The sequence below is a fragment of the Streptomyces sp. NPDC014991 genome (assembly GCF_043080665.1).
Taxonomy (GTDB): domain Bacteria; phylum Actinomycetota; class Actinomycetes; order Streptomycetales; family Streptomycetaceae; genus Streptomyces.
Map to the genome: position 1 here is coordinate 61598 of NZ_JBIBVY010000021.1, position 25929 is coordinate 87526.

Annotated in this window: 14 protein-coding genes and 3 pseudogenes; 8 read left to right on the forward strand and 9 right to left on the reverse strand. The window is 72.6% G+C overall.

Annotation, left to right across the window (positions count from 1 at the left end):
* Positions 1-274 precede the first annotated feature (274 nt).
* Both ACF1BE_RS27940 and ACF1BE_RS27945 read left to right on the forward strand, forming a co-directional pair.
* Positions 275-943 (forward strand): TetR/AcrR family transcriptional regulator, encoded by a 669-nt coding sequence (locus ACF1BE_RS27940; protein ID WP_392201779.1) that lies wholly within the window; start codon positions 275-277, stop codon positions 941-943.
* 152 nt (positions 944-1095) lie between these two features.
* The gene (locus tag ACF1BE_RS27945; protein ID WP_392201780.1) at positions 1096-2427 is read left to right on the forward strand and encodes an FAD-dependent oxidoreductase; all 1332 of its coding nucleotides are present in this window, start codon (positions 1096-1098) and stop codon (positions 2425-2427) included.
* 29 nt (positions 2428-2456) lie between these two features.
* Here the strand turns inward: ACF1BE_RS27945 and ACF1BE_RS27950 are convergent, their stop codons facing one another.
* The gene (locus ACF1BE_RS27950) at positions 2457-2813 is read right to left on the reverse strand and encodes an ArsR/SmtB family transcription factor (protein WP_392201781.1); all 357 of its coding nucleotides are present in this window, start codon (positions 2811-2813) and stop codon (positions 2457-2459) included.
* A gap of 131 nt (positions 2814-2944) precedes the next feature.
* Between ACF1BE_RS27950 and ACF1BE_RS27955 the strand changes: the two genes are divergently transcribed.
* Positions 2945-4024: an NADH:flavin oxidoreductase/NADH oxidase gene (locus ACF1BE_RS27955; protein ID WP_392201782.1), complete on the forward strand. Its 1080-nt coding sequence runs from the start codon at positions 2945-2947 to the stop codon at positions 4022-4024.
* 243 nt (positions 4025-4267) lie between these two features.
* On the opposite strand, the gene ACF1BE_RS27960 is transcribed toward ACF1BE_RS27955, so the two are convergent.
* The 3 genes from ACF1BE_RS27960 to ACF1BE_RS27970 form a co-directional block, all read right to left on the reverse strand.
* The gene (locus tag ACF1BE_RS27960) at positions 4268-8566 is read right to left on the reverse strand and encodes an HAD-IC family P-type ATPase (protein WP_392201783.1); all 4299 of its coding nucleotides are present in this window, start codon (positions 8564-8566) and stop codon (positions 4268-4270) included.
* An 8-nt stretch (positions 8567-8574) separates the two neighbouring features.
* A complete protein-coding gene (locus tag ACF1BE_RS27965) occupies positions 8575-9120 on the reverse strand; it encodes a hypothetical protein (protein ID WP_392201784.1) in 546 nt (181 codons plus the stop codon).
* Between the two features lie 284 nt (positions 9121-9404).
* A complete protein-coding gene (locus ACF1BE_RS27970) occupies positions 9405-10697 on the reverse strand; it encodes an SGNH/GDSL hydrolase family protein (protein WP_392201821.1) in 1293 nt (430 codons plus the stop codon).
* Positions 10698-11039: 342 nt separating this feature from the next.
* On the opposite strand from ACF1BE_RS27970, the gene ACF1BE_RS27975 reads away from it, so the two are divergent.
* Positions 11040-11831, forward strand: coding sequence for a pectate lyase (locus tag ACF1BE_RS27975; RefSeq protein ID WP_392201785.1), 792 nt, complete (start codon positions 11040-11042; stop codon positions 11829-11831).
* Between the two features lie 147 nt (positions 11832-11978).
* Here the strand turns inward: ACF1BE_RS27975 and ACF1BE_RS27980 are convergent, their stop codons facing one another.
* A complete protein-coding gene (locus ACF1BE_RS27980; protein ID WP_392201786.1) occupies positions 11979-12743 on the reverse strand; it encodes a PaaX family transcriptional regulator C-terminal domain-containing protein in 765 nt (254 codons plus the stop codon).
* A 73-nt stretch (positions 12744-12816) separates the two neighbouring features.
* Here ACF1BE_RS27980 and ACF1BE_RS27985 point away from each other — a divergent pair, with 73 nt between their 5' ends.
* Positions 12817-14538: an acyl-CoA dehydrogenase family protein gene (locus tag ACF1BE_RS27985; protein WP_392201787.1), complete on the forward strand. Its 1722-nt coding sequence runs from the start codon at positions 12817-12819 to the stop codon at positions 14536-14538.
* Between the two features lie 123 nt (positions 14539-14661).
* On the opposite strand, the gene ACF1BE_RS27990 is transcribed toward ACF1BE_RS27985, so the two are convergent.
* A complete protein-coding gene (locus ACF1BE_RS27990) occupies positions 14662-15258 on the reverse strand; it encodes a hypothetical protein (protein WP_392201788.1) in 597 nt (198 codons plus the stop codon).
* A 272-nt stretch (positions 15259-15530) separates the two neighbouring features.
* On the opposite strand from ACF1BE_RS27990, the gene ACF1BE_RS27995 reads away from it, so the two are divergent.
* Together ACF1BE_RS27995 and ACF1BE_RS28000 are read left to right on the forward strand one after the other, a co-directional pair.
* On the forward strand, positions 15531-16619 hold the full coding sequence (locus ACF1BE_RS27995) for a WD40/YVTN/BNR-like repeat-containing protein (RefSeq protein ID WP_392201789.1): 1089 nt from the start codon (positions 15531-15533) through the stop codon (positions 16617-16619).
* A 116-nt stretch (positions 16620-16735) separates the two neighbouring features.
* Positions 16736-16984, forward strand: a pseudogene (locus tag ACF1BE_RS28000) (uracil-DNA glycosylase); the annotation flags it as partial.
* Between the two features lie 891 nt (positions 16985-17875).
* On the opposite strand, the pseudogene ACF1BE_RS28005 reads toward ACF1BE_RS28000, so the two are convergent.
* Positions 17876-18022 (reverse strand): annotated as a pseudogene (locus ACF1BE_RS28005) (XdhC/CoxI family protein); the annotation flags it as partial.
* Position 18023: 1 nt separating this feature from the next.
* Here ACF1BE_RS28005 and ACF1BE_RS28010 point away from each other — a divergent pair.
* Positions 18024-20017: pseudogene (locus tag ACF1BE_RS28010) on the forward strand (DUF6531 domain-containing protein); the annotation flags it as partial.
* Between the two features lie 1217 nt (positions 20018-21234).
* Here ACF1BE_RS28010 and ACF1BE_RS28015 read toward each other — a convergent pair.
* Both ACF1BE_RS28015 and ACF1BE_RS28020 read right to left on the reverse strand, forming a co-directional pair.
* A complete protein-coding gene (locus ACF1BE_RS28015; RefSeq protein WP_392201790.1) occupies positions 21235-21693 on the reverse strand; it encodes a hypothetical protein in 459 nt (152 codons plus the stop codon).
* Entirely contained in the window at positions 21690-25922 is a 4233-nt protein-coding gene (locus ACF1BE_RS28020; RefSeq protein ID WP_392201791.1) for a DUF6531 domain-containing protein, read from the reverse strand. Before ACF1BE_RS28020 ends, ACF1BE_RS28015 begins: the two co-directional genes overlap by 4 nt.
* Positions 25923-25929: the final 7 nt, after the last annotated feature.

Consider the following 25929-nt stretch of genomic DNA (forward strand, 5'->3'; position numbering starts at 1 on the left):
GTGGACTCCGGGCGGTGCCCGCGTACGACGGAACACGGGGCTTGCCGGCTTCGCGGCAACCGGGGTCGCCGGTGCGCTGCCCGGCCCGGCAGGGCCTCGGCCGGGCAGCGCAGACGCCGACGAGGGCTTCGGGCAGAAGCGGCGTGCCGTCCGTCTGAGACGATCCCCCGCGTCGCCCCAGACGGACAGCCGCCCTGGGCATGCCCCAACTCGCAGGGATGCCCGCTGCGTTGAGTATAGTTGGCTGGCAGCCAGTCAACGCAGGAGTTACAGGATGTCCCCGCGCAGCGCCTCGGTCAATGAAGAATTGCGGCGGCGTTCCCGGGAACGGCTGCTCCAGGCCGCCGTCGAACTGGTCGGCGAGCACGGGTTCGAGGCCACGACGCTGGGCGACATCGCGGACCGGGCCGGTTCGGCGCGCGGACTGGTGTCGTACTACTTCCCCGGCAAGCGGCAGTTGGTGCAGTCCGCCGTGCACCGGCTGATGCACCGCAGCCTGGAGGAGGCCCTGGAGCGGGAGCCGCGCACCGAGGACGGCCGGGAGCGGCTGGCCCGGGCCATCGACGCCATCCTGGGCCTGGCCCGGGACCGGCCGGTGCTGATGCGCCAGCACATGGCCGGCCTGCTCCAGGCCGAGGGCTTCGTGCAGTGCCCGGAGCAGCGCCGGCTGTCGGAGCTGCTCAGCGACACCGTCGCCCGGTACGGCTCGCAGGACGTCGCCGCCGGCTACCCGATGCTGCGGGCCCTGCTGATGGGCGCGGTGTACGCGGCGCTCGTGCCTGGGGTCCCGATGCCGGTTCCGGCGCTGCGGGGCGAGCTGTTCCGGCGTTACGGGCTCGACTGGGAACTGGGGGTGCCCCCGGAGCGTGACCCGGGCACGGCGGCGCAGCAGCGGGACCTGTCCCGTTTCTTCGCCACGGAGGAACGTCCGAGCAGCCCCTGACAGGGCCCGGTGTGCCCTTTCGGGCCGCGTGAGGAGACCGGCTCCTTCCGTCCGCTCGCGTCCGTGTCACCCCGCCGGCCCCTGCCGTCCCGCGCCGGGCGGTGCCATGCTGGAACTGTCCGCACACCCTCCTTCGGGCGAGGAGTACCGCTGTGCTGCGTGTCGCCGTCGTCGGTTCCGGGCCGAGCGGGTGCTACACCGCCCAGAACCTGGTCCAGCGTGACGCCGACGTCCAGGTGGACGTCCTGGACCGGCTGCCCTGCCCCTACGGCCTGGTCCGCTACGGTGTCGCCCCCGACCACGAGAAGATCAAGTCCCTTCAGAGCAGTCTGCGGACGGTGCTGGAGCACGAGCGCGTGCGGTTCCTCGGCGGGGTCCGGGTGGGCGGTCCCGACGGGCTGCCCGTGGAGCGGCTGAGGCAGCTCTACCACGCGGTGGTGTACTGCGTGGGCGCCGCCGCCGACCGCCGGCTGGGCATTCCCGGCGAGGACCTGCCGGGCAGCTGGTCCGCGACCGAGTTCGTGTCCTGGTACAGCGCCCATCCGGACGCGGCCGACGCGGGTTTCCTGCGCGGGGTGCGGTCGGCGGTGGTGATCGGGGTCGGCAACGTCGCGGTGGACGTCACCCGGATGCTGGTCCGGGGCACCACGGAGCTGCGTCCGACCGACATCCCGCAGGCGGCCCTGGACACGCTGACGGCGAGCGGGCTCCGCGAGGTGCACATGGTGGGCCGGCGAGGGCCCGCACAGGCCCGTTTCACCACCAAGGAGCTGCGCGAGCTGGGCGGGCTCCCGGGCACCGAGGTGACCGTGGAGAAGGACGAGCTGGCGCTCGATCCGGTCGACCCGGGCATCCTGCCGGCGGTTCAGCGCCGCAATGTGGAGGTACTGCGCGACTGGGCCGCACGGCCCGCCGCGACGGCCGTCCGGCGCATCCGGCTCCGGTTCTTCCTGCGCCCGGTGGAACTGCTCGCGGCAGGCGGCGGTGTGGGCGCCGTCCGCTTCGAACGCACGATGCCGGACGGCCGGGGCGGCGTGACGGGCACGGGCCGGTACGAGGAGGTGCCCGCGCAGTTGGTGCTGCGCTCGGTGGGCTATCGCGGCGTGCCGCTGGACGGGCTGCCGTTCGACCCGGCAGGCGGCACGGTCCCGCACGAGGGGGGCCGCGTCCTGCGGAACGGCACGCCCTCCCCCGGCGAGTACGTCGCCGGGTGGATCAAGCGCGGCCCGACAGGGGTCATCGGCACCAACCGGCCCTGCGCCAAGGAGACGGTGACCTCCCTGCTCGCGGACGCCTCCGCGCTGGGCCGGGCGGAGGGACCGGATCCGGTCGAGGCGCTCCGGGCGGCCGGGATCGACCCCGTGCCCTGGACGGGGTGGCTGGCGATCGAGCGGGCCGAGGCCGAGCTGGGAGCGCGGCTGGGGCGGAGCGTGGTCAAGCTGTCCGACTGGGCGGCGCTGCTCGGGGCGGCGGGGGCCGCGTAACCCGCCTCCCGGGGGAAGCGGGCCGGGGCTCAGGCTCCGTCGCCGAGGCGGAGGGACTGCCGGTCGGCGGCGGACAGAAGGCTGCTGAGCAGTCCCGGGAAGAGGCCGTCCAGGTCGTCCCGGCGCAGGGCGTTCATCTTGGCGGTGCCCCGGTACACCTGCCGGACGACCCCGCTCTCCCGCAGCACCCGGAAGTGGTGCGTGGTGGTGGACTTGGTCACCGGCAGGTCGAACTGCGAGCAGGTCAACTCCGCTTCCTTGGCCGCCAGTTCCCGCACGATCTGTAGCCGCATCGGGTCGGAGAGCGCGTGCAGCACGCTCTCCAGCCGGATGTCGTCCCGCTCCGGGTGCGGCAGGTCGCGGCCGGTGGCGGCGGTGTCGGTCACGGCGGCTGCCCTTCGTAGCGGATCACGTCGACCGTCAGGATTATACGAGACTCGTCGTAGTTTGACTTTCCTCGTAGTACGAGGACTATCGTACGAGTCGACCAACGGTCCCGTGACGAATGGAGTCCGTCGTGAGTACGCTCTTCCAGCCCCTCACCCTGCGCGAAGTGACCATCCCGAACCGGGTGTGGATGGCCTCCATGTGCCAGTACTCGGCCGAGCCGGAGGGTCCGCTCACCGGCGCCCCGCACGACTGGCACTTCGCGCACTACGCGGCGCGGGCCACCGGCGGAACCGGCCTGATCGTGACCGAGGCCACCGCCGTCTCGCCCGAGGGCCGGATCTCACCGTACGACCTCGGCCTGTGGAACGACACCCAGGTGGAGGCCTTCCGGCGGATCACCCGCTTCCTCGTCGCGCAGGGCACCGTGCCGGCGGTCCAGCTCGCGCACGCCGGCCGCAAGTCCTCCACAGAGCGGACGTGGAAGGGCGGCGCGCCGATCGGGCCGGAGGCACGCGGCTGGCAGCCGCTGGGTCCGAGCGCGGTGCCGTTCGACGAACGTCACCCGGTGCCGACCGAGCTGACCACCGAACAGATCGGCGAGATCGTCGAGCAGTTCGCCGCCGCCGCACGCCGGGCACGCGCCGCGGGCTTCGAGATCGTCGAGGTCCACGGCGCCCACGGCTATCTGATCAACGAGTTCCTGTCCCCGCACTCCAACCACCGCACCGACGCCTACGGCGGCTCGTACGAGAACCGCACCCGGTTCGCCCTCGAGGTGGTGGACGCCGTACGGGAGGTCTGGCCCGAGGACAAGCCGGTGTTCTTCCGGATCTCCGCCACCGACTGGCTCCAGGACGGCGGCTGGACCGTCGAGGACACCGTCCGCTTCGCCCGCGACCTGCACGCCCACGGCATCGACCTCCTGGACGTCTCCACCGGGGGCAACGCCGCCGGCGTCACCATCCCGACCGGACAGGGCTACCAGGTCCCGTTCGCCGCCCGGGTGAAGGCCGAGACCCCGCTGCCGGTCGCCGCCGTCGGCCTGATCACCGAGGCGGAACAGGCCCAGAAGATCCTGGCGAACGGCGAGGCCGACGCGGTCCTGCTCGGCCGGGAGCTGCTGCGCAACCCGTACTGGGCCCGGCAGGCGGCCCGCGAGCTGGGCGGCGAGATCCGGGTGCCGGACCCGTACCACCGCTCGGTCTGACCCCGGACCCACCCGCACCGGCAGGCAGGCAGGCAGGACCACCACACCCCGGCCCCACCCCCGCCGGGCCGGCCCACCGGGCCAGGGCACGGCGCCCGGTCGGCCCGTACGGCCCCCAGCCCGTTGCCGGCGGGCCGGTCGGCCGGGGGCCCGCTCACCGTCCGGCGGGGGCGTGCTCCGCCTTGCCGGGGGTGTGGTCCGGCCGGCCGGGCATGTGGTCCGTCCGGCCGGTGGTGCCGTCCATCAGGTCGCGGTCGGGAGGAGGCGTCCGATCGTCCGCTCCAGGCGGGGCAGGGTGCGTTGGCCCGCCAGCGCCAGCGCTATCGCGGCCACGACTCCGGCCCAGGCGACCGGGCCGAGCGGGGTGCAGCCGACGAGGCGGCTGACGCCCGGGGTCTGGACCACGGCGACCAGCGCCAGCGCCGAACCCAGGGCGGTGACCTGCACCAGGCGGCTGTCGCGCCGGTCGAGGAGGGTCTGCACCAGCTGGGTACCGACGACCCCGCACAGCGCCATGGTGCTGGAGCGGCGGGCGGTGCCCGGGGTGAACCGGCCGATCAGCCAGGCCGTGACCGCACCGAGGCAGGTCGTCAGGGCCCGGTGCCGGATCTGCCGCAGCAGGGGCTCGCCCAGCACACCGGCCGCCTCCTCCACGTGGCCCAGGTCCGCCTCGCCCTCCTTCTCCGTCACGGCGACCGCCATCGACGGGAACAGGTCGGTGAACAGGTTCACCATGAGCATCTGGCGGGTGGACAGCGGCGCCCGCCCGGACAGCAGCGTGCCGATGATGCCGAAGCCGATCTCGCCGGCGTTGCCGCCGATCAGGATGGCGATGGCGTCGGCCACGCTGTGCCACAGGGCGCGGCCCTCGCCGACCGCGTCGATCAGCACCGTCAGGTCGTCGTCGGTCAGCACGATGTCCGCGGCGTTGCGCGCGGCGGCCGAGCCTCGCGCGTTGATGCCGACGCCGATGTCGGCGGCGCGGATGGCCGCGGCGTCGTTGGCGCCGTCGCCGACCATGCCGACCACCCGGCCCGCGTCCCGCAGCGCCTCCACGACCTGGAGTTTCTGCTCGGGCGCCACCCGGGCCACCACGCCCGCGTCGCGCAGCATCCGGGCCCGGGCCGCACGGTCCGCCGCGGCCAGTTCGTCGCCGGTGACCACCACGGTGTCCTCCGGCCAGCCCAGGTCGGCGGCGATGGACCGAGCGGTCTGCGGATGGTCGCCGGTGAGCATGACGGGTCGTACACCGGCCCCGTTGAGGCCGTTCACCAGCGCCGTCGAAGTCTCGCGCGGTACGTCGGACAACGCCAGCAGACCTGTGAACTGCAACCCTTCCAACGCCCGTTCGAGGGCGTCCGACTCCTGCTCGCCCGCGCCGAGCCGTCGTTCGGCCACCGCCAGGACCCGAAGGCCGCTCCCGGCCAGCGCGTGCGCGGAGTCGGTGGCGTGCTCCGGAAGGCCGGCACAGGCGGGCAGCACGGTCTCCGGGGCGCCCTTGACCACGAGCACGGGCGGCCCGTCTCCACTGCGGCCCACGGCGGCGGCGTACCCACGCGCGGCCTCGAACGGCAGGTCGGCGAGCTGGGTCCAGTCCGGGTCGGGACCCGCCGCGGCGAGGACGGCCTCGTCGGTGGCGTGCACCGGCCGGTCGGAGCCGCCGTTCAGCCGGGGGCAGGCCCGCGCGGCGGCCCGTACGGTGCCCTCGGACCCGGCGTCGTCCACGCCGTGGACCGTGCCGTCGGCGTCGCAGGTCCGCACCAGACGCAGCCGGTTCTCGGTGAGCGTGCCGGTCTTGTCGAAGCAGATGGTGTCCATGCGGCCCAGCGCCTCCAGCGTGCGCGGGGTGCGGACCAGTACACCGCCGCGGCTCAGCCGCCGGGCAGCCGCGAGCTGGGCGACGGTGGCCACCAGGGGCAGCCCTTCCGGTACGGCCGCCACGGCCACCGCGACTCCGCCGCTGACCGCCTCGCGGATCGGGGTGCCGCGCAGCAGTGCCAGGCCGGTCACCGCGGCGCCGCCCCCCAGGGTCAGCGGCAGCGCCTTGCGGGTCAGTTCCTGGAGCCTGGCCTGGACGCCCGCGGACGGGGGCGTACGGGACGCCAGGTGGACGGCGCGGGCGGCCTCGGTGCGCTCACCGGTGTCGACCACGACGGCCCGGGCCTGTCCCGCGGCCACGGTCGTCCCCTCGAAGACCATGCAGCTGCGGTCGGCGACGGGGGCGTGCGGGGTGGGGTCCGTCTGCTTCTCCACCGGCAGCGACTCGCCGGTCAGGGCCGACTCGTCCACCTCCAGGCCGTCCTGCCACAGCAGCCGGGCGTCGGCGGGGACCACGTCGTCCGCCTTGAGCTGGATCACGTCGCCGGCCCGGAGCCGGCCCGCCTCCACGGTGCGGGTGCCGCCCGCCGGGGCCTCGCTCTCCGGCGGCACCAGCCGGGCCTTCTGTTTCTGGTCCGCGACCAGTCCGGAGAGCGCCCGCTCGGCACGCAGCCGCTGGATGCCACCGACCAGGGCGTTCAGATCGAGGGCACCGAGCACGAGCAGCGCGTCCGTGACGGAGCCGAGGATCGCCGACGCCGCCGAACCGACCGCCAGCACCGGGGTGAGCGGGTCCTGGAGTTCCCCGCGGACGGCGCGGCCCAGCTGGTAGGACCAGCGGGCGGGGGCGGCGGCCGGGTGCCGGGTGACGCGTCGGGTCGCCTTGCGCACCCGGGTGGTCAGCTCCTCGAAGGCGCCGGGCTCGGTTTCCGGTTCGTGCGCCAGCCGTTCCCGGGCCTGGTCGGGGTCCAGTTCGTGCCAGTGCACGCGGGGGCGCGGGTGCGGGGTGCCGGCCGCCGCCACGGCGAGCGCGGCGCGTGCCCCGGAGATCAGGGCCGCCGCGGCGCCGGCGTCGACGGGTGCGTGCCGGAGTCCCGGCAGGAGGGAACGGCGTCCGCGTCCGCCACCGGACTCGCCGACGGCCACCAGCAGCCCGGACAGCGCGGCGCCGGAACGGGCCAGGGTCTGGGCGCGCCGGCCGACCGCGCGGGCGGCCGGGATCGCGGTCAGCACCCGCCACACGTCCGGCAGGCCGTGCAGGGCCAGGATGTCCGCGCCCCACACCACGGCTCCGCCCCCGTCCGTCAGGGCGACCGCGATGTCGGCTGCGCGCAGTGCGGCCAGGACGTCGTGCCGGCCGGCCTCGCGGACCCGGGCGACCACCAGCACGGCACCCCCGTCGCCGCGCGCCTCGTACACGACGTCGTCCAGCGGGCGGCGGGCGTCGACGACCTGGTCGGCGAGTCCGGTGAAGTCCTCCAGCGCCGGGTCGTCCACGAACACCACCCGCAGACCCGCCCGGCGGGCCGCGTCGAGCACCGGCTCGGTCCAGGGGTCGGCCTCGCCCTCGTCGGTGCGCAGCGCCCCTGGGTGCAGGACGACCGTGCCGGCCATCTCCAGCTGGCGCAGCCGGGCCGGGTCGCGCACCAGCACGCCCGTACGGGACAGCGCGGCGCCGAGTACGGCGTGGAAGGCGGCGGGACCGTAGCGGGCGGCCTTCGGGGAGCCGGCGAGCACCGCCTCCGCCGCCTCGGCGCCGTCGTGCTTGACGAGCAGGGTCGCCGCCGCGCCCAGCACACTGCCCGCGGAGGCGTGGGAGGCGTACTCCTGGGCCGGGGACTCGCGCAGCGGTGGGCGTGGCGGGCCCTCCGGGGCGAGGCTGATCCGCTCCGGTGCGCACAGCTCGTCGTGCACCGCGTCGAAGGCGGCCGAGCGGGCCACCGTCTCGGCCACCTGGCACGCTCGCAGGACGCCGTCGAGCACCAGGGAGGTGGGGGTCTGCCCGACGCCGTGCACGGCGGCGTTCGCGCAGGCCAGCGCGAGATCCATCCTCGACTCGCCGAGCCGGGCGCGCAGCCATGCGCGGAACCGCGGGTTCTCCCGCGCCAGTGTCACCAGCGCCGTCACCGTCCGGGGTGAGGGCGGCAGCCGCAGCGCGTACGCGGCGAGGGCGACGCCGATGCCCGCGGCGTCGGCCGCGAGCGTGGCCACCGCGGCGCGCACACCGGCCGGGTCGGCCGGATGCGTGGTGTCCTCCACGTCCCCGCCCGCCAGGACGAGGCCGTGTCGTACGGCCAGCTCGGCCGCGTGCTCCATGACGCGGTCGGTGGCCTCCTCCTCGGTGGCGGTCACCACCAGGCGGGCCAGCCCCTGGTCCCAGTAGGCGACGAGTACGTCGGGGTGCTCCGCCAGCGCCGCGGCCATCCGGCGCGCGAGATGTGCCGTGCCGCCCGCGCGGTGCGCCGCCTCGTGTTCGAGGGGCCGCAGCGCGAGGTGGGTGCGGGCGCCGGACCGCCAGTGGTCGCCGGCGCCGGGCAGCGCGTTGCGGGCCACCCGCACGACCCGCGCGGCAGTGTCCGCGCCGCGCACGCCCGCGCGTGCCGTCCCGGCGGCGGCACCGGCGGCCAGCCCGGCCGCCGGTGCCGCCGCCCGCGCGAGCAGGCGTGGCGCCGCCGGGAGCAGGCGGGCGGCGGCCGAGGGTGCCGTCAGCAGGCCGAGGACCATGACTCTCCTCAGAGCGTGGTGCGGTCGGGCCGCACGGTCGGGCCGAGGGGGCCGGGGGATGTCGTGGGCGCCGGCGCCGCGCCTTCGGGGGCGGCCTCCGGGCGAACGGATGCCTCGCTGTTCCCGGCCTCCGCCGCCTCGGCGGACGCACCGCGCCGCTCGGACGCCTTCTCCTCCGCCGGTGCCGGCCCGTCGCCCTCCCCGCCGGAGCGGAGGGCCGCGGTGCCGAGATCGTGCGCGGGTTCGCGGTGCGGCGTGTCCGTGTCACCGGCTCCCGGCCCGCTCTCCGTCCGCTGGGCGGGGCGGGGCTGGGTGAGCCAGGCGACCGCAGCGCCGGTGACGGCCACGGGCGACTCCACCACGCCCGCGGCACCGAGCAGCCCGGCCCCGGCGTACACCGCGATGCGGCGTCCGCGGGGCGAGACCGCGCCGACCTTGTCCAGGGTTCCCTCCGCCGCCCTGCCCACCGTCCCGGCGCCGGGCACCCTGCGCAGTACCGAGGCCGCGCCGCGCAGGGGCGCCGTGAGGACCGACGACGACTTCTGCTCAGCCATGACTCTCCTCGGGTGAGTTCGTCCTGTATGCCCCGCCGAGTGCCCACGACCGCGCCGGTCATCCCCTCTCCACGGGGGTACGCGTCTCGCTTGTCGGGAACCTCTTCCTCTCCCGGGGACGGCCTTCTCTGCGGGCACGTCCTTCGTCCTCAGGGCGGGCTACCGGGGAACGCCCTCCTCCCAGGGAACGCCACGGACCGCGCCGGCGCCACCTGTCCCGCCGAGCCCGGATCCCGGGCGCCCGAGACCGGAACGTGCGCGGCCCGGGTCACCCGAGGGGTGCGTCACCCGGTGGGGCGGAACAGCCCCTGGGGTACGGCGGCGGCGAGGACCCGGTAGCCCTGCGGGTCGAGGTGCAGCCAGTCACCGTCGTGCAGATCGGGCCGCAGCCGGTCCGGGGTGGCGGGGTCCCGCACCGCCCGGTCGAAGTCGATCACCGCGTCGAAGTGACCGGGGGTGCGGATCCAGGCGTTGACCCGCTGCCGGGAGGCCTCCCGTTCGCCCGCCGGGTCGTCGTACGGGGTGTTGCCACCGAACGGTGTGAGCGTCGCGCCGTAGACCCGGATGCCCTGGGCATGGGCGCGGACCACGATCTGCCGGTACCCGGCGGTCAGGTCGGCGGTCACCGCACGCTGGGCCTCGGCGGTGGCCTCGGCGGTGCCGATGTCGTTGACGCCCTCGAAGACGATCAGCCAGGCCACTCCGCTGCGGGAGAGGACGTCCCGGTCGAGGCGGGCGAGCACGTTGGGGCCGAGTCCGTCGGCGAGGACGCGGTTGCCGCCGGCCGCCTGGTTGAGGACGGCGATGCCCGAGGTGTCCGGGCGGGTCCGGAGGCGGTCGAAGAGCCGGTCGGGCCAGCGGTCGTTGCCGTTGGTCGTGGAGCCGCGCCCGTCGGTGAGCGAGTCGCCGACGACGGCCACCGCCCGGGTCCGGCCCGGCGCCAGCACCTCGACGTCGCTGAGCAGGTACCAGTGGTCGACGGCGGTCGCGCCCGGAAGGTCCTCGTCGCGCGTGCGGTCACCGTGCACGAGGTACGACGTGGTGCGCGAGCCCGGGTGGGAGGTGAGCGCGAGCGACGCCTGGCCGGGCGCGGTGTACGCCGTCACCGTCAGCTCGGTGCCGGCGCGCAGGGCGAAGTCCAGCGGGTCGGAGACCAGCTGGGCGCCGACCGGGACGGTGGCGGAGTCCCGGCCCACGAAGGTCACCCGGCGCAGGCTCCCCGGCTCGACCGCGCTGACGCCGGCCCTGCCGTCCCGTGGCAGCGCCACGGTGACGGCGGTGAGCGGCAGCGGGGTGTCGCCGTACGCGTTGGAGAAGCGCAGCCGGATGCGCGGCCCGCCGGTCGTGACCCGTACGGTCTGCCTCAGGGTGGTGTCCACGAGGACGGACTTCGCACCGGTGTACGGCGCCGGCGGCAGATTGGCCGGCTCGGTCAGCTGGGGCATCCCGGTCCAGGTGTTCACCCAGTGCCGGCCGGGCCGCGCGGCGGCGGTCGCCGGGGGCGCGCCGGTGACCAGCGCCGTGAGCGCCGAGGCCGTCACGATCAGGGCCAGGGCGAGGACGCAGGTGCCGAGCAGCGGGGCCAGGGACGCTCTGGTGGACGGCTTCACGGACACCTTCCTGAGGGCGGCGAGTGCGTACTGGGCGCCGGACGCCGTCATGGTGGCATGCACACGCCCGCCATGGAAGCGCTCCCACCACCCCGCGCGCAAGCGGCCCGCGGTGGCCGAAAACCGGCCGCGCGAGGCGTTGACCAGAAAGCGCTTACCGTTTACGGTCCGTTCATCAGCTTGACCGCCGAGCCGCAACGGCGGTCCTCGCTGCCACACAAGTGCGCTCCGCAGTGCGCTGCACGTTCCGCATGGCGGTAGCGCTTCACATACATGTCCGATCCCCACTCGGAAGAAGGCATCCGGGACATGACCTCACACACGACATCCCCACGCGCCCTGCTGGGCGGACTGGCCACACTCGGCCTCACGCTTGGCATGATCATGACATTCAGTGCGCCGGCCGGCGCGGCCACCTGGCCGTCGGCCAACGGCAGCCAGGCCGTCTCCTCCACCGTCTCGGTATCCGGCACCAAGGACTACGGGATGAAGCGGCTGTACGGAAGCGGCGACCTCGGCTCGGACAGCCAGGACGAGGACCAGGGCCCCATCCTCGAACTGGCCCCCGGCGCCGTCGTCAAGAACGTCATCATCGGCGCCCCCGCCGCGGACGGCATCCACTGCCTGGGCAGCTGCACACTCCAGAACGTGTGGTGGGAGGACGTCGGCGAGGACGCGGCCACCTTCCTCGGCTCCTCGTCGTCCAACGTCTACACCGTGAGCGGCGGCGGGGCGAAGGAGGCCGGCGACAAGGTGTTCCAGTTCAACGGCGCCGGCACGCTGAACGTCTCGGGCTTCGCCGTGAAGAACTTCGGCACCTTCGCCCGGTCCTGCGGCAACTGCAAGACGCAGTACAAGCGGACCATCAACCTCAGCGGCATCGAGGCCACCTACAAGGGCAACAAGCTCGTCGGCATCAACACCAACTACGGCGACAGCGCGACCCTGAAGAACATCACCATCGTCGGGGACACCAGCAAGAAGATCACTCCCTGCCAGAAGTACATCGGCAACAACACCGGCAAGGAGCCCACCACGAACGGCTCCGGGCCCGACGGCACGTACTGCAAGTACTCCAGCTCGGACATCACCTACAAGTGAGCCCCGGCTGAGCCTCCGGGGGCGTCACCGGCGCCCCCGGAAGGGGCGGCGCCACCGACGGCCCGGTTCCGGTCCACGGGCCGGGCCGGGCCAGGCGTGCGGCGGCCTCCCGTGCCCACCCTCGGCCCCCCTTTCCTTCCCGCCCCGTCAGCCCTCTTCCGCTTCACGCCGCCCGCCCAGCGCCCCGGCCAGTTCCCGCCGATAGGCGGCGTAGGCCGTGCGCAGGGCCTCGCCCGGCCAGTCGGCCGGCAGCAGCGCGGGCGGCAGCACGGGGTCGGTGAGCAGGTGGCGTACGGCCGCCGCGTAGACGGTGAGGCGGCCGGCCGGGTGGCCGGCGCCGGCGGCGTGGGCCAGCAGGGAACGCGCCGTGTCCGCCCAGTCCGCCAGCGGCCAGAGCCCCGCGGCGAGGTCACCCGGGGACTCGTCGGGCCGCGCGCTGTACGTCAGGGCCACCTCATGGAGGCCGGCCGGCAGGGGGCGCTCGAGATTGTCCGGGCGCAGCCACACGCCTTCCCGCAGTTCGGCCAGGCGCAGGGCGGTCAGCCGGGCGCGCAGGTCGGCACGTTCGGCGGGGCCGCGGCCCGTCGCCGTGATCACCACCATCTCCCAGTCGCCGTCCCACGCGCGCGTGCGGGGGTGCACCGCGTCGTCCTGCCGGCGCTGCCGGGCCAGCAGCCGGTCGCTGAGCCGGTAGACGGTGTCCGTGCGCCGCAGATCGCCGGCGGCGACCATCCGGCTCAGCGCGGCCCGCAGCGTGGAGCCCCCGACCCCGAACGGCTCCACGAGCCGCACCAGGTCCTTCACCGGGAGTTCCGGCGGATGCGCGCCGAGCAGCAGGCTCAGGACGACCGACCGGGCGGACAGCGGCCGCAGGCCGGCCGGATCCGGCTCGGCCGTGAGGTTCGTGCGCATGGACCCGTACTGTACGTGCGCCCCCCCGTGTTGCAATATTGCTACAGCCGTAGAGAGGGTGCAACATGCTCCTATGGCCTCGATTCCCACGCAGCCGCAGTCGCCGTCACAGCCGCAGCCCACGCCGCAGTCACAGCCGGAGCCGTCGCCACGGCCCCAGCCGCCGCACGCCACACACGACGTCACCAACCAGGCCCCGCCACTCACCCCGTACGACGCCGCCGCGGACGCGGCCCTGCTCGAAGGGCTGCGCCGGGAGGGCGCCGGCTGGGCCGAGGAGGACGTCCGGCGGCTGGGGGCGCGGGCCGGCAGCGTGGAGGCCCAGGAGTGGGGCGAGCAGGCGAACCGGCACGAGCCGGTGCTGCGCACCCACGACCGCTTCGGCCACCGCGTCGACGAGGTCGAGTTCCATCCCAGCTGGCACCACCTGATGCGCACCGCGGTCGCCGAGGGCCTCGCCGGCGCGCCGTGGGGCGACGAGCGGCCGGGTGCGCACGTGGCGCGCACCGCGGGCGGGCTGGTGTGGGGGCACACGGAGGCCGGACACGGCTGCCCGACGTCGATGACGTACGCCGCCGTCCCCGCCCTGCGCACGCAGCCGGATCTCGCCAAGGTGTACGAGCCGCTGCTCACCAGCCGGGAGTACGACCCCGAACTGCGCGTCCCCACCGACAAACCCGGACTGCTCGCCGGCATGGGCATGACGGAGAAGCAGGGCGGTTCGGACGTCCGGACGAACACCACCACGGCCACGCCCACCGGCGACCCGGGCGTGTACACGCTGCGCGGGCACAAGTGGTTCACGTCGGCGCCGATGTGTGACGTCTTCCTGGTGCTCGCGCAGGCCCCGGGCGGGCTCTCCTGCTTCCTGGTGCCGCGCGTCCTGCCGGACGGCACCCGCAACACGTTCCGCATCCAGCGACTGAAGGACAAGCTGGGCAACCGGTCCAACGCCTCCTCGGAGCCGGAGTTCGACCGGACCGTCGCCTGGCTGGTGGGGCCGGAGGGGCGGGGCGTGAAGACCATCATCGAGATGGTCAACTGCACCCGCCTCGACTGTGTCATGTCCTCGGCGACCCTGATGCGCAAGACCCTGGTCGAGGCCGGGCATCACACCCGGTACCGCAGCGCGTTCGGCGCCCGGCTGCTCGACCAGCCGCTGATGCGCAACGTCCTGGCCGATCTCGCGCTGGAGTCGGAGGCGGCGACGACGCTCACGCTGCGGCTGGCCGGCGCGGCGGACCGCGCGGTGCGCGGGGACGCCGGGGAGCGGGCCTTCCGGCGCATCGCCACCGCCGTCGGCAAGTACTGGGTCACCAAGCGGGGCCCGGCCTTCACCGCCGAGGCCCTGGAATGCCTGGGCGGCAACGGGTACGTCGAGGAGTCGGGCATGCCCCGGCACTACCGGGAGGCCCCGCTGCTGTCGATCTGGGAGGGCTCCGGAAACGTCAACGCGCTCGACGTGCTGCGTGCCCTGGGCCGCGAACCGGACAGCGCCGAGGCCCTGTTCGCCGAACTCGCCCTCGCGCGCGGGGCGGACCCCCGCCTCGACACGGCCGTGACCGCGCTCAAGGACCAACTGGCCGGAACCGATCAGACGGGCGCCCGCCGGCTGGTCGAGCGGATGGCACTCGCGCTCCAGGCCTCGCTGCTCGTCCGGCACGCCCCGCACCCGGTCGCTGACGCCTTCTGCGCCACCCGACTGGGCGGCGACTGGGGACACGCGTTCGGCACGCTTCCCGCGGGCACCGACCTCGACAGCATCCTGGAGCGCGCTCTTCCCGGCCGGGACTGATCTCGTTCCGGGCGGCCGGCCGGTGGAGCCGAGGCGGAGACGCAGGCACGCGGCCGGCCGGGGCCGCTTGCGGGAGCATCAGCGGTCCACAAGCCGATGTCGACTGCACCGGAGCATCCGGCGTCAGACCGTGCGTCCCCATTGTGGGCCCAGGCGGGCCCACTCCGTGTCCCAGGCGTCCAGGCGCCGGCGTGCCAGGCGGACTCGCGCGGCGAGGCCGCCGGCAAGGGGTACGGCGGCGGTGCTCACGCCGACCAGGAGTCCCGTCAGGGTGGCCCGGAAGGCGGCCTCGGAAGCGGTCGTGGGACGGCTGACGAGGTGGCCCCGCGGATCGGTCCAGACGGTGACCGGCGTGCCGGGTCCGATACCGGGCTCCACCTTGACCTGGCCGGTGCGGGCGGAGCCGTCGGCCGCCGTCCAGCGGACCTCGGCCCAACTCCGTGCACCGGCGGAGGCGTGGCCGCCCGAGCGGCGGGACGGCCCCGGGACCCGGGCGGCGACGACCCGGGCGACAACGGGGCGCCAGATGGCGCGCTCGCGGGCGAGTCCGTGCTCCACCGAGCGGGCCGTCGCCAGGCCGGCCGGCACTCCGGCCAGGACGATCAGCAGCAAGGTACCGAGCAGCACCCAGGCCTCCAGCACGTCGGCCCGGCGCTTGAGCGGGTTGCGCCGCCAGCGCCACAGCCACACCTTCGGACCACGGAACGCCTTCAAGGGCATCCTCCTCACGAGCGCACCGACCGGTCGGACCGTCCTCCCATACGGGAGAGATCGCTCCGTTGCTCACGACGAGCCGTCTCCCCGACGGTCGCACGAGACACCGCTTCCGCGCAGGCGCATGCCGCAACGGGCCCGGCCAGTCTTCGCCACAGCCGGGCGACACGACTGTGACCTGCGATGACACGTCCACCGGGGGAGGGTGTCAGTGGTCGGGTGCACACTGGCCGATATCTGACGGCTACCTGGACGAAGACGTCCCGGAGGTGATCGGCATGGCCGAGGTACTGCTCGCGGTGGGCACCCGCAAAGGCCTGTTCATCGGGCGGAAGCGGGGCGGTGGCCCCTGGGAGTTCGACGAGAGTCCGTATTTCAACGCGCAGGCGGTGTACTCGGTCGCGATCGACACCCGGGGCCCCCGGCCCCGGCTGCTGGCGGGCGGTGACAGCGCGCACTGGGGTCCTTCGGTGTTCCACTCCGACGACCTCGGCCGCACGTGGACCGAACCGGCGCAGCCGGCCGTCCGCTTCCCCAGGGACACCGGCGCTTCCCTGGAGCGTGTCTGGCAGTTGCACCCGGCCGCCGCCGAGCCGGACGTGGTGTACGCGGGCACGGAACCGGCGGCGCTGTACCGCTCGACGGACCGCGGCGAGAGCTTCGAGCTGGTCCGGCCGCTGTGGGAGCACCCGACCCGCTCCCAGTGGGTGCCGGGCGGTGGCGGTGAGGGCCTGCACACCGTGCTCACCGACGCGCGCGACCCGCGGGCGGTGACCGTGGCGGTGTCGACGGCGGGAGTGTTCCGTACGGCCGACGGCGGGGCGAGCTGGGCCCCGTCCAACTCCGGTGTCTCCGCCGTCTTCCTGCCGGATCCGAACCCGGAGTTCGGCCAGTGCGTGCACAAGGTCGCCAGAGACGCGGGCGACCCGGACCGGCTGTATCTCCAGAACCACTGGGGGGTGTACCGCAGCGACGACGCGGCCGGGCACTGGACCGACATCGGCGAGGGCCTGCCGTCCACGTTCGGCTTCGCGGTGGCCGCGCATCCGAGCCGGACCGGCACGGCGTACGTCTTCCCGATCAACGCCGACGCCGACCGGGTGCCCGCCGGGCACCGCTGCCGCGTCTTCCGTACCACGGACGCGGGCGGCACGTGGGAGCCGCTGACCAAGGGACTGCCGGAGGAGGACCACTACGGCACGGTGCTGCGGGACGCGCTGTGCACGGACGACGCCGACCCGGCGGGGGTGTACTTCGGCAACCGCAACGGCGAGGTGTTCGCATCGGCCGACGACGGCGACAGCTGGCGGCTGCTGGCCGCGCACCTCCCGGACGTGCTGTGCGTGCGGGCGGCGGTGGTCGGCTGAGCGGGCGCGGGCGACGGTGGCCGGTCGACCGAGCGCACGGGTGCCGGTGGCCGGCTGACCGGTCCCGGGGGCGGCGGCCGATCCCGCGTGCCCGCGGGACCGTGGGCACGGGGGTGGTGCTCCGGCCATCGGTTGATCGTCGGCGGGTGCGCGGCAGCAGCGTGACGCCCGTGGCACCACGACCCTTGCATGAGATCGTCGAAGCGGGCCGGGCGAGGGCGTGGAACCCGTCGCGGGACGGATCGCCGAGATGGGCGACTTCCTGCGCGCGGAGATCGCCGCGAGACGCACCTACGTCCCGGCCGGACCGAACGGTGCGGGTCCTGATCATCGGTCAGGACCCGTACGCCACCCCCGGGCACGCGAAAATCAGACGCACGGGTCGGGGCCTTCCAGGGCTCGTGGTCTTGACGACCCGGCGCAAGGAACTCCACGACCGGAGGCCCACCACCGCAGCCCGCCGCTCGTGCCTTCCGTGGTGAGGCGGAGCTGACCCGGCTTCAGGAGGATCCTGGGGACACGGCGCGTGCACAGGCGTTGAGCACCGAATTGGCCATGGGATATCTCTCCTCGAGCCGGGCACCCACCCTGCTCCAGCTGGCCATGGCCCCCAACGCCTGAAGGACATGTCGGCGTACTCCGCAGCGCCGTCGACGTGCCGTTCACGGACGGCGACAACACCCGCACGACCATCCCTCAGCTCACCGAGGAGAACCGCGCAGCGAACCAAACTCTCGTGGCCCACGTCGCCGCACTCGGCCAGAGCAAGGGAGCCAACTCCGGACGTGCCGAGCACGGGGGTGACAATGCTCGAACAGCGCGGGTGAGATAGCCAGCCGAGCGAGCATCCTGACGCTCCGCCAGAATCAGTGTCGAACGAGCGTCAAGACGTTCCCCCACCGCCCCTCGAATGCGAGGCAGAGCGCTTCCAACCCGCACCCCACTGCACCGAGCCGCAGGTGAGGCACGTAGCGCGAGCCTGCGACATGCTCCACACGACGGGCCGTGAAAAACAGGTCGAGCAGACCTTGCCGCGCCTGAACATCCGGAAGAACCATCAGGTCAAGAGCCCTTCGCCACCGGCTCCAGTATGGCCACGCACTCCACGTGATGCGTCATCGGAAAGATGTCAAAGACCGCACGACTGAGGGAAAACGCAGCCCAGACAGGGTCTTCTAGTCCACCGAGCGGGCCGTCGGACGCCCGGAGCGTCACGGCCGGCCCGGGGGGGGCGCGGGCACTTCTGTGCGGCCGGGCTACCGGTGATTCATCAACCTCGGCGGCTGGTGGATCGGACCGGTGATCCGGGTCAGGGGTCGGCCCGTGCCCTGGTTGGCCTAGGCGATGATCTCCGCGGTGATGGAGACAGCCGTCTCCTCGGGCGTGCGGGCTCCGAGGTCGAGGTCACTCCCGCCCAAGCCCGCGGCGACGTTCGACGACCCGGGCGAGAAGCTGATGCAGGATGCGCAGGACCTTCTCGCCGATGCCCGGGGGCAGCGCAACTCGGCGGCGGAGACCGCGCGCACGGCGGTCCGCGCCGCCCGCGACATGGCCCCGAAGAAGCCGTCCTATGCCGAGCAACTGGGCGACCTGATGGCGGAGCTGCAGCTCATGGGCGACCACGTCGGCGGCGGCCTCATCAAGGGCACGGCGGGGATTCTCAACTTAGTCCGCAGCGTCAACCCCATGGACCCGTACAACATCACGCACCCGGCCGAGTACGCCACGTCCCTCAACAGCCTGGCCGCCGGCCTGGTGGCCGCCGCCAACGACCCGGTCGGCACCGGCAAGCAGATGATCGGCGACTTCATGAAGGACCCGGCCGAGGGCTTCGGCCGGCTCCTTCCCGACCTCGCACTGACCGTGGCGACCGGTGGCGGCGGCGGCGCGGTGAAAGGCATCCGCATCGCCGAGGACGCCGCCGACGCCGCACGGGTGCGCCGGCTGCTCGATGACGCCCCGGACGGCACCCACAAGCGACCGGACGGCGAGCGCACCACCGACGGCACCGACCCGGTGGACCTCGCCTCGGGACGGATGTTCCTGCCCCAGACCGACCTCGAGATCCCCGGCATCCTGCCACTGGTCTTCACCCGCCGCACCGAGTCCGGCACCACAACCGGCCGCTTCCTGGGGCCGTCCTGGACCTCCACCGTCGACGAGCGCCTGCAGATCGACGCCATCGGCGTCGTCCACGTCACCGCCGACGGCCTCCTGATCGCCTATCCGCACCCGGTCCCGGCGCGCCCACCACACCGGACTCAGGCAGGGCCCGTACCCTGCTGGCCCGCGACGCCGACGGCGACTACACGGTCACCGACTCCGACACCGGCCTGACCCGCCACTTCACCGCCCCGCCCGGCGAACAAGGCGGCGACGGCGCCGCCTGGCTGGCATCCGTCACCGAACGCAACGGCCACACCCTCATCATCGACCGCACCGACGACGGCCTGCCGTTGGCCCTCGTCCACTCCGCCGGCCACCAGCTGAAGCTGACCTGTGCCGAGGGTCGGATCACCGCCCTGTCTCTGGCCGGCGCGGACGCGGGCGGCGCGGACCTGCCCCTCATGTCGTACGGCTACCAGGACGGCAACCTCACCACCGTCACCAAACCCTCCGGCGCCACCACCACCTTCGTCTACGACGACCGCCGCCGCGTCATCGCCTGGATCGACTCCAACGCAAGCCGCTACGACTACGTCTACGACGACCACGACCGCGTCGTGGCGGAGGGCGGCGAGGCCGGCCACGTCCAGATCACCCTGGCCTACACCGAGCCCGACCCCAAAACCGGCCACCGCACCACCACCCTGACCACCGCCGACGGCCGCACCACCCGCCACCTCATCGACCAACGCTGCCGGGTGATCGCCACCACCGACCCCCTCGGCCATACCACCCGCTACACCCACGACAAGCTCCTCACTCGCACCGGCCCCCTCGGCCGCACCACCGCCCACGCCTACGACGACGACAGCCGACTCGCCGCGATCACCCGGCCCGATGGCAGCCAAGTCCGAGTCGAGTACGGTTCGCTCGGACTACCGGTGAAGATCAGCGAGCCGGACGGCGCCCACCGCACGCAGGAGTTCGACGAGCGCGGCAACCGCACGTCGGTCACCGACCCGGCCGGCCACACCACCCGGTACGCCTGCGACGATCGGGGATACCTGAGGTCGATCACCGATGCCCTCGGCGCCACCACCACGGTGCACTGCGATGCTGCGGGGCTGCCCGTGGAGGTCACCGACCCGGCCGGCGGCATCACCCGCCTGGAACGCGACGCCCTCGGCAGACTCGTGCGGATCACCGACCCGGGCGGTGCAGTCACCCGCCTCGTATGGGACGTCGTCGGCAACCTGATCCGTCGGGTGGCCGCGGACGGCTCCACCGAGTCAGCGATGAGCGTGTTCTCGTCGCCGTGCCGGAACCGCTCGGACGCCTCCAGCCGCAACTTCTCACGGAAGAACCGGCGTTCGTCGGTCAGACCACCGCCCTGGGCATACCTCATGTCCTCGGGATATCGCAGGGATCATGAGCCGTCAGCCCTCCGACACCACGCTTTGAAGGTCAGTAGACAGGCCGCGCACGGCCAGCCGGATGATCTTCCGTTCTTGCGAGGTGAGAACGGCCAGTGGTCCGCCGGCGGCCTCGGGTTTCGGTACGACTTCCCCGTTCGCGTCGAGCTCGGCACAGGCTCGCTCCGCCCAAGGCGTGGCGCCGAGTCGTCGAAGGTCTCGAACGCGTCGCGGAGCTGAGTCCTGGCCTCGGACTTGCGGCGCATGCGGCGCAGCCATTCGCCGTAGAGCAGAGCGGTTCGCGCGCGTTCGAACTGCAGGTCATCGGGGTGTAGCCGCAATACGGCCTGGTACAGCTCTGCAGCCTCTGCTTCCGGCGCGAGCAATGCGCGGCAGCGTCGGACGTGCGCGTCGATCCATGGTTGCGTGGCCTCGTGTGCCCAGTCCGTGAGCCGTGCGAGCGGCTCGTGGGCGTCGGCTGGCCGGCCGAGTCACACCGCTGCCTCGACCAGGTCAGGAATGCTGCGCAGGCCGGGAAGCTGATGCCTCACCGGTCCGGTGTGAAGGGCGGCCAGGCGGGTGCGGGCGGACTCCCATCGGGCGTGACCGAGGTCATGAGCAGGGCCAGCACCCAGTGCCCAGGACATGCCGGGTCGCGCGAGGCGGAGACTGATCGGCGCCGCCTGGTAGACGGCTGACCCGGGCTGAACGCCTCTCCGGACGCGCTGGCAGCGCACCTGAGAGGACTGTTCGCCGCAGCGACACCGAGACCATCAGCCAGGCGTCGGTCACCGAGTCCATCCGCGCTGCCTTTTGGACGGCTTCGAGACGACCGTCCAGCGTTGAATGCCGGCCCACGCCGACCTGAACTGAGCCAGGCGTCCAAGGGAACGCTGAAAGGCGTCAGGTTCGGGTCCTGTGGGCCAGTTCAACGCGAAGCGGTACGCTCTCGGGAGTGGATCACCGCGGCCAGGGCGGATCGCCGAGGCAGGCGCCCGCATGCAGCCCCGTCGGCCTACTCGTGGCCGGCCCGTCCGGTGAACCGCACAGCCATGACGTGCTTCCTGTCCGTCGGGGCGATGACGAACTGGTGCCCCTCAACTCGCATCCCCCCATATGGCTCGCAGGTCCTCGCAGCGCACGGTGATCGACGCGTCGGTGAGCGCGATCTCGTGCACGCAACCACCGTCCTCCTCGGGAAGGATCTCGTCGAGGAGCACGGTGTCGACGCTCATCCAGTCGATGGAGTGTTCATAGTCGATGGAGAAATGCGTCACGCCCGAGTAGCTGATGCGCAGGCCGGAGTCGTGCTTGAACTTGTTGGGCGCGAAGTCCAGGACCAGCCCGCCGCTCTTGTCGGTGGCCAGGTGAATCCCGACGAGTTCCAGATCCTTCACACAGCGGGTGGCACCCGCAATGTCGTAGTGGTCCGGATCAGTGGCGAAGGCCCGGGCGCCCGGGGGCAGGTCGGTGCCCAGACGCGGCAGCTCGGCCAGGTAGGCCGTCGGATCCACGTAGAATCCGCCATCGTCCCAGACGGCGGTGACGTACTTCATTTGCAACCTTCCGCGGCGAGAGGCGGTCGCCTCCATTTGTCACCGGTGATGTCCTCGGTCCCCTTGGGCCCGATGCGGCCGACTTTTCTCAGCTCGTAGATCATACGTCCCTTGATGGCGTTCTCCACGCCGGGCGGCACCTCGACATCCGAGGCTTCGATGCCATGCTTATTGAACCAGCCTTGGCTGTTGTACAGTCCGACTTCACGCATGGACTTGTCATAGACGTGGATTTCCACATCCCTTCCCTTGTTGCCCACGGGGAAGGGATCACGCCGACCCGTATAACCTTGCCCGAATTCCAGCGGGTTCTTCGGCCCCGTCGGCCCCTTTCCGGCGAGACCGAGATGGTCGCTCCAGCCCAATGGGTTTGCTACGTAGGCGTGGTGATCGGGTGCGCGAACCAGACCCAGTGGGTCCGCGCTGATGTATCGCGCCGTCTCGGGGTCGTAGTAACGGTACAGGTTGTAGTGCAGGCCTGACTCGAGGTCGGCGTACTGTCCCGGGAAACGCAGCGGGCAGTCGACCGGTGGCGTTGCTTCGTCCAAGGCCGGAAGAGGGGTACCCCACAGGCTGGTACGGCGCTGCCAGACCAAATCTCCTGTCGCGGAGACCAGCTCCGTGGGTGTGCCGATGGAATCGGTGACGACGGCGTGGAACCGAGTGCCTGACTCGGGATCCGATTCCTCCGCCAACTGCGCAAGGAAAGACGTGTCGGCAGCTGCCGAGGACGGCTTGTGGCGCGTTTGAGCAACCGGGCGAGGGCTGTCCGGCGCGTAGTCCCAGGTTGTCACCCAGCCGTCTGCCGTGACCTGCTCTGCCAAGCACAGGTCATCCCAGACGAAGACAGTACGGTCGGCCGCCGAGCCGTCGTCGGCGACCCGGTGCTTGCAGATGCGTCGGCCGAGTGGGTCGTAGGCGTACCGCCACTGAGTCCCGTGGGGGGTGATCACGTCCGTAAGGCGGTCCTCGGCGTTCCACCTATAGGTCCAGGTACGGGTCTGGCCGTTCAGAAGCTTGCGGGTCCTGCGTACGAGGCGGCCCTCGCCATCGTGCTCATAGGAGGTGCGGCCGGCCGCGCGGACGAGCGTGCCCTCGAAGCGCCGCCCACCTGATGCCCCATGGGCGGGCGACTCGGCGTGCGTCAAGTGGCCCGCCGACGCGTACGCGTAGGTCTCGCTCCAGCCGTGAGCGCGCATACGGGTCACGCGACCCATGTCGTCCAGGACGAAACGGCGAGTACCGGACGTCAGCTCCCGGGTTTCGGTGAGGTAGCCGTCCGCTCGGTGCGCGTACGTACGGTGCTGCAGGAGGCGGTCAGGGGAACTGGCGGTCAGGGTCTGCGCGCTCAGCAGACCCGCCGCGGTCCACGTCTGGGTGAGCGACACCTCCGTACCGAGGTTGCGCTGTGTCTCTCGGCCGACAGCGTCATGGGAGAAGTCCAGCGCGCCCACGGACGACCGCAGGGTGAGCGGGTGCCCCGCCAGGTCGTAGGTCCATTCGGAGATCAGCCCGGAAGGTGTCGTACGCCGGGTCCGGTGACCGACGGCATCGAGGACATAGGTGGCCGTCCGGCCGTTCACGGTCTCCGACAGCACTCGGCCGAGTGGGTCACGCTCCAGTGCGAGCTCGGCATCCGCGTTCACCGCACGGCACAGGTTGCCGTCGGGACCGTAAACGAACGCGGTCACGTCATCCGTGTCGGTGCGCTGTTCCACTACCCGGCCGAGCGGGTCCCGCACGAAACGCAGGCTCTGTCCGACGCCATTGGTGCGCGCGGTCAGGTTGCCGGCGGCATCGCGCGTGTAGGTGAGCGTACGACCGTTGAAGTCCGTCTCCGCTGTCAACCGGCCCGCGTCGTCATAGGTGTACGACCAGGTCAAGCCCTGCGGATTCGTGACGGCGGTCAGACGGAGTTCGGTGTCGTAGTCGAACGTGTACCGTGCCCCGCCCGGCTCGGTACTGGTGACCGGCACGCCGAAGTGGCTCACCGAATGATGGGTCGCCTTACCGGCGAGGTCTGTGTGACAGAGCAGGTTGCCCTCAGCGTCCCAAGTCCAGGACTCACGCGTCCCGTCGGTCAGTTCACGCCATGCCGGCTTCCCTTCCGTCGTCCAGCCCACTCGGGTGGTGTTGCCGAGGGGGTCGGTCACCTCGATGACCCGGCCGAAGGAGTCGCGACGGACCGTCGTCGTGTGGCCCAGTTCGTCCGTCAGGGCGAGGGGCATGCCTGCCGCGTCGCACGTCACGGTACGGGTCTGACCGAGGGCATTGGTGACGGCTGTCGGACGGCCCGCGTCGTCGTACGCGTACCTTGTTTCGGCGCCCAGCGGATCGACCGTCACCAGCCGGTTGCCCCGCTCGTCGTACATGTGCTGCCAGAAAGCGCCGCCCGGCTCGATCACCTCGGTCGGCAGGCCGAGCGCGTTGTACCGGGCCTGGGCCTGTGTGCCATCGGGGAGGAGTACGCCGGTGAGATTGCCGGTGTCGTCGTAGGTGTAGCGCGTGGTGTGGCCCAGTTGGTCGGTGACGGCGAGAGGCTTGGAGCCGTACTCGTCCCATTCCGTGCGCGTGACGAGGCCGAGCGGGTTGGTCTCCTCCACCACTTGGCCCTCGGCGTTGTACCGGTGGACCGAGGTGTGGCCTTGGGAGTCGGTGTAGGTGGTGGTGCGGGTGGTGTCCTCGTAGGTCAGGGTGCCGGAGAGGATGCCGTCGATGCCCTCGGTGCGGGTCACCCGGCCGCGGTCGTCGTAGACGTAGGAGAACCAGGTGCCGTTGCGGTCGGTCCAGCGGGTGACGCGGCCCTCGGTGTCGTAGGCGAAACGAAGGGGTTTGTCGCTGGAGTTGACGATCTCGGTGAGGTTACCGGCGGTGTCGTAGCCGTAGCGCATCACGACCGTGCCCTCGTCGGGCGCGGAAGACGGGCGGTAGCGGGAGGGCGGTTCGTCCAGGAGGCGCAGGGCGGTGATGCGAGGGCCCTGGGTGTCGACGGCGACGTAGTAGCCGCCGGAGTGGCGGATGCCGAAGGGGATGCCGTCGTCGTCGCGTTCGACGTCGATGCGGTTGCCGTTGCGGTCACTCCAGGAGTCCAGGGCCAGGTGGAAGACGCCGAAGGACGGGGAGGGGACGGGGGCGGCGAAGGTGCGGGTCACGCCCGTCGAGGGGTCGGTGACCGTCGTCGCGCCGTCCGGTTTGCCGTCCCACTCCAGGGGCCAGCGCGGGCCCTTGGCCGGCATCGTCGGGACGCCGGGCTGCGGCACCGGATATACCAGGCGCATGCCGTCAGCCGCGGCGAAGACGACGCCCTCGCCGTCGATCTGGAGACACTCGTCCAGGGTGGAGATCCAGGTCAGGCCGAAGCGGACACCGCCCCGGTACGAGGAGAGGTGGGTGCGCGTGAACTGCAGAGGCAGGCTGCCGGGCAGGGTCAGGTCCGTCTGGGTCATCAGCATGGCGCCGGTCGCCACGTCGATCGGCTCGCCCACACACGGGGTGCGCTCGGCGTTGCGGGCTGCCGGGCCCAGCTCCACCAGGTCGGGCCGGAGCGACGGCGGGCGCAGCAGCAGCGGGGTCGTGTCGGCGAGGCCGTTCCTGCCGGAGGCCGCCGCAGTCGCACCGAGCGCGGGTATCGCGGCGCGTATGGCCTGCGCACACCGCGTCTCCGCTTCGGCCGCAACCCGCGCCATCTGTCGGGCCATCGTGGCGGCGGCCTGCCGTTCCCGTTCGGCCTGGGCGGCATAGGCGCCGATCCGTGCGGCGGCTGCGCGGACCTCGGGGCGTTGGTACTGGGTGCACCTGAGCGCGAACGACTCGTCGAGCTCGCGCCAGCTGCCGGTGTACGAGAACCCCGGCGCCAGCGTGCAGAACTGCTGTAACGCAGCCTTGTACTGGGCGTCCGCCTGCATGCCCCGGCTCAGCGCGGCGCGGGACTGGATCTTGGCCTGCTCAAGGGTCTGCACGTACGCGATGAGCGCCCTGCCGCAGCTTTCCTGAGCCGGACCCAGACCGGCGGCCTGCTGCGGAAGGCGCGCAAGCCGCTGCTGGAACAGAGGAGCGTAGTCGCCCTGCATGCGCAGGTCGATGCTGTTGGCGGCGACCTGGCCCAGGCGGCTGGCGTGCTGCTCGGCGTACTCCGCCTCCCTCAGCAGTCGCGCCGCCAGGGTCTGTATGCGGGCGGGGTCGCCCGGGACCGGGTCCCGCGCCAGGTCGAGAACGCTCCAGTCCTCCATGGTCAGG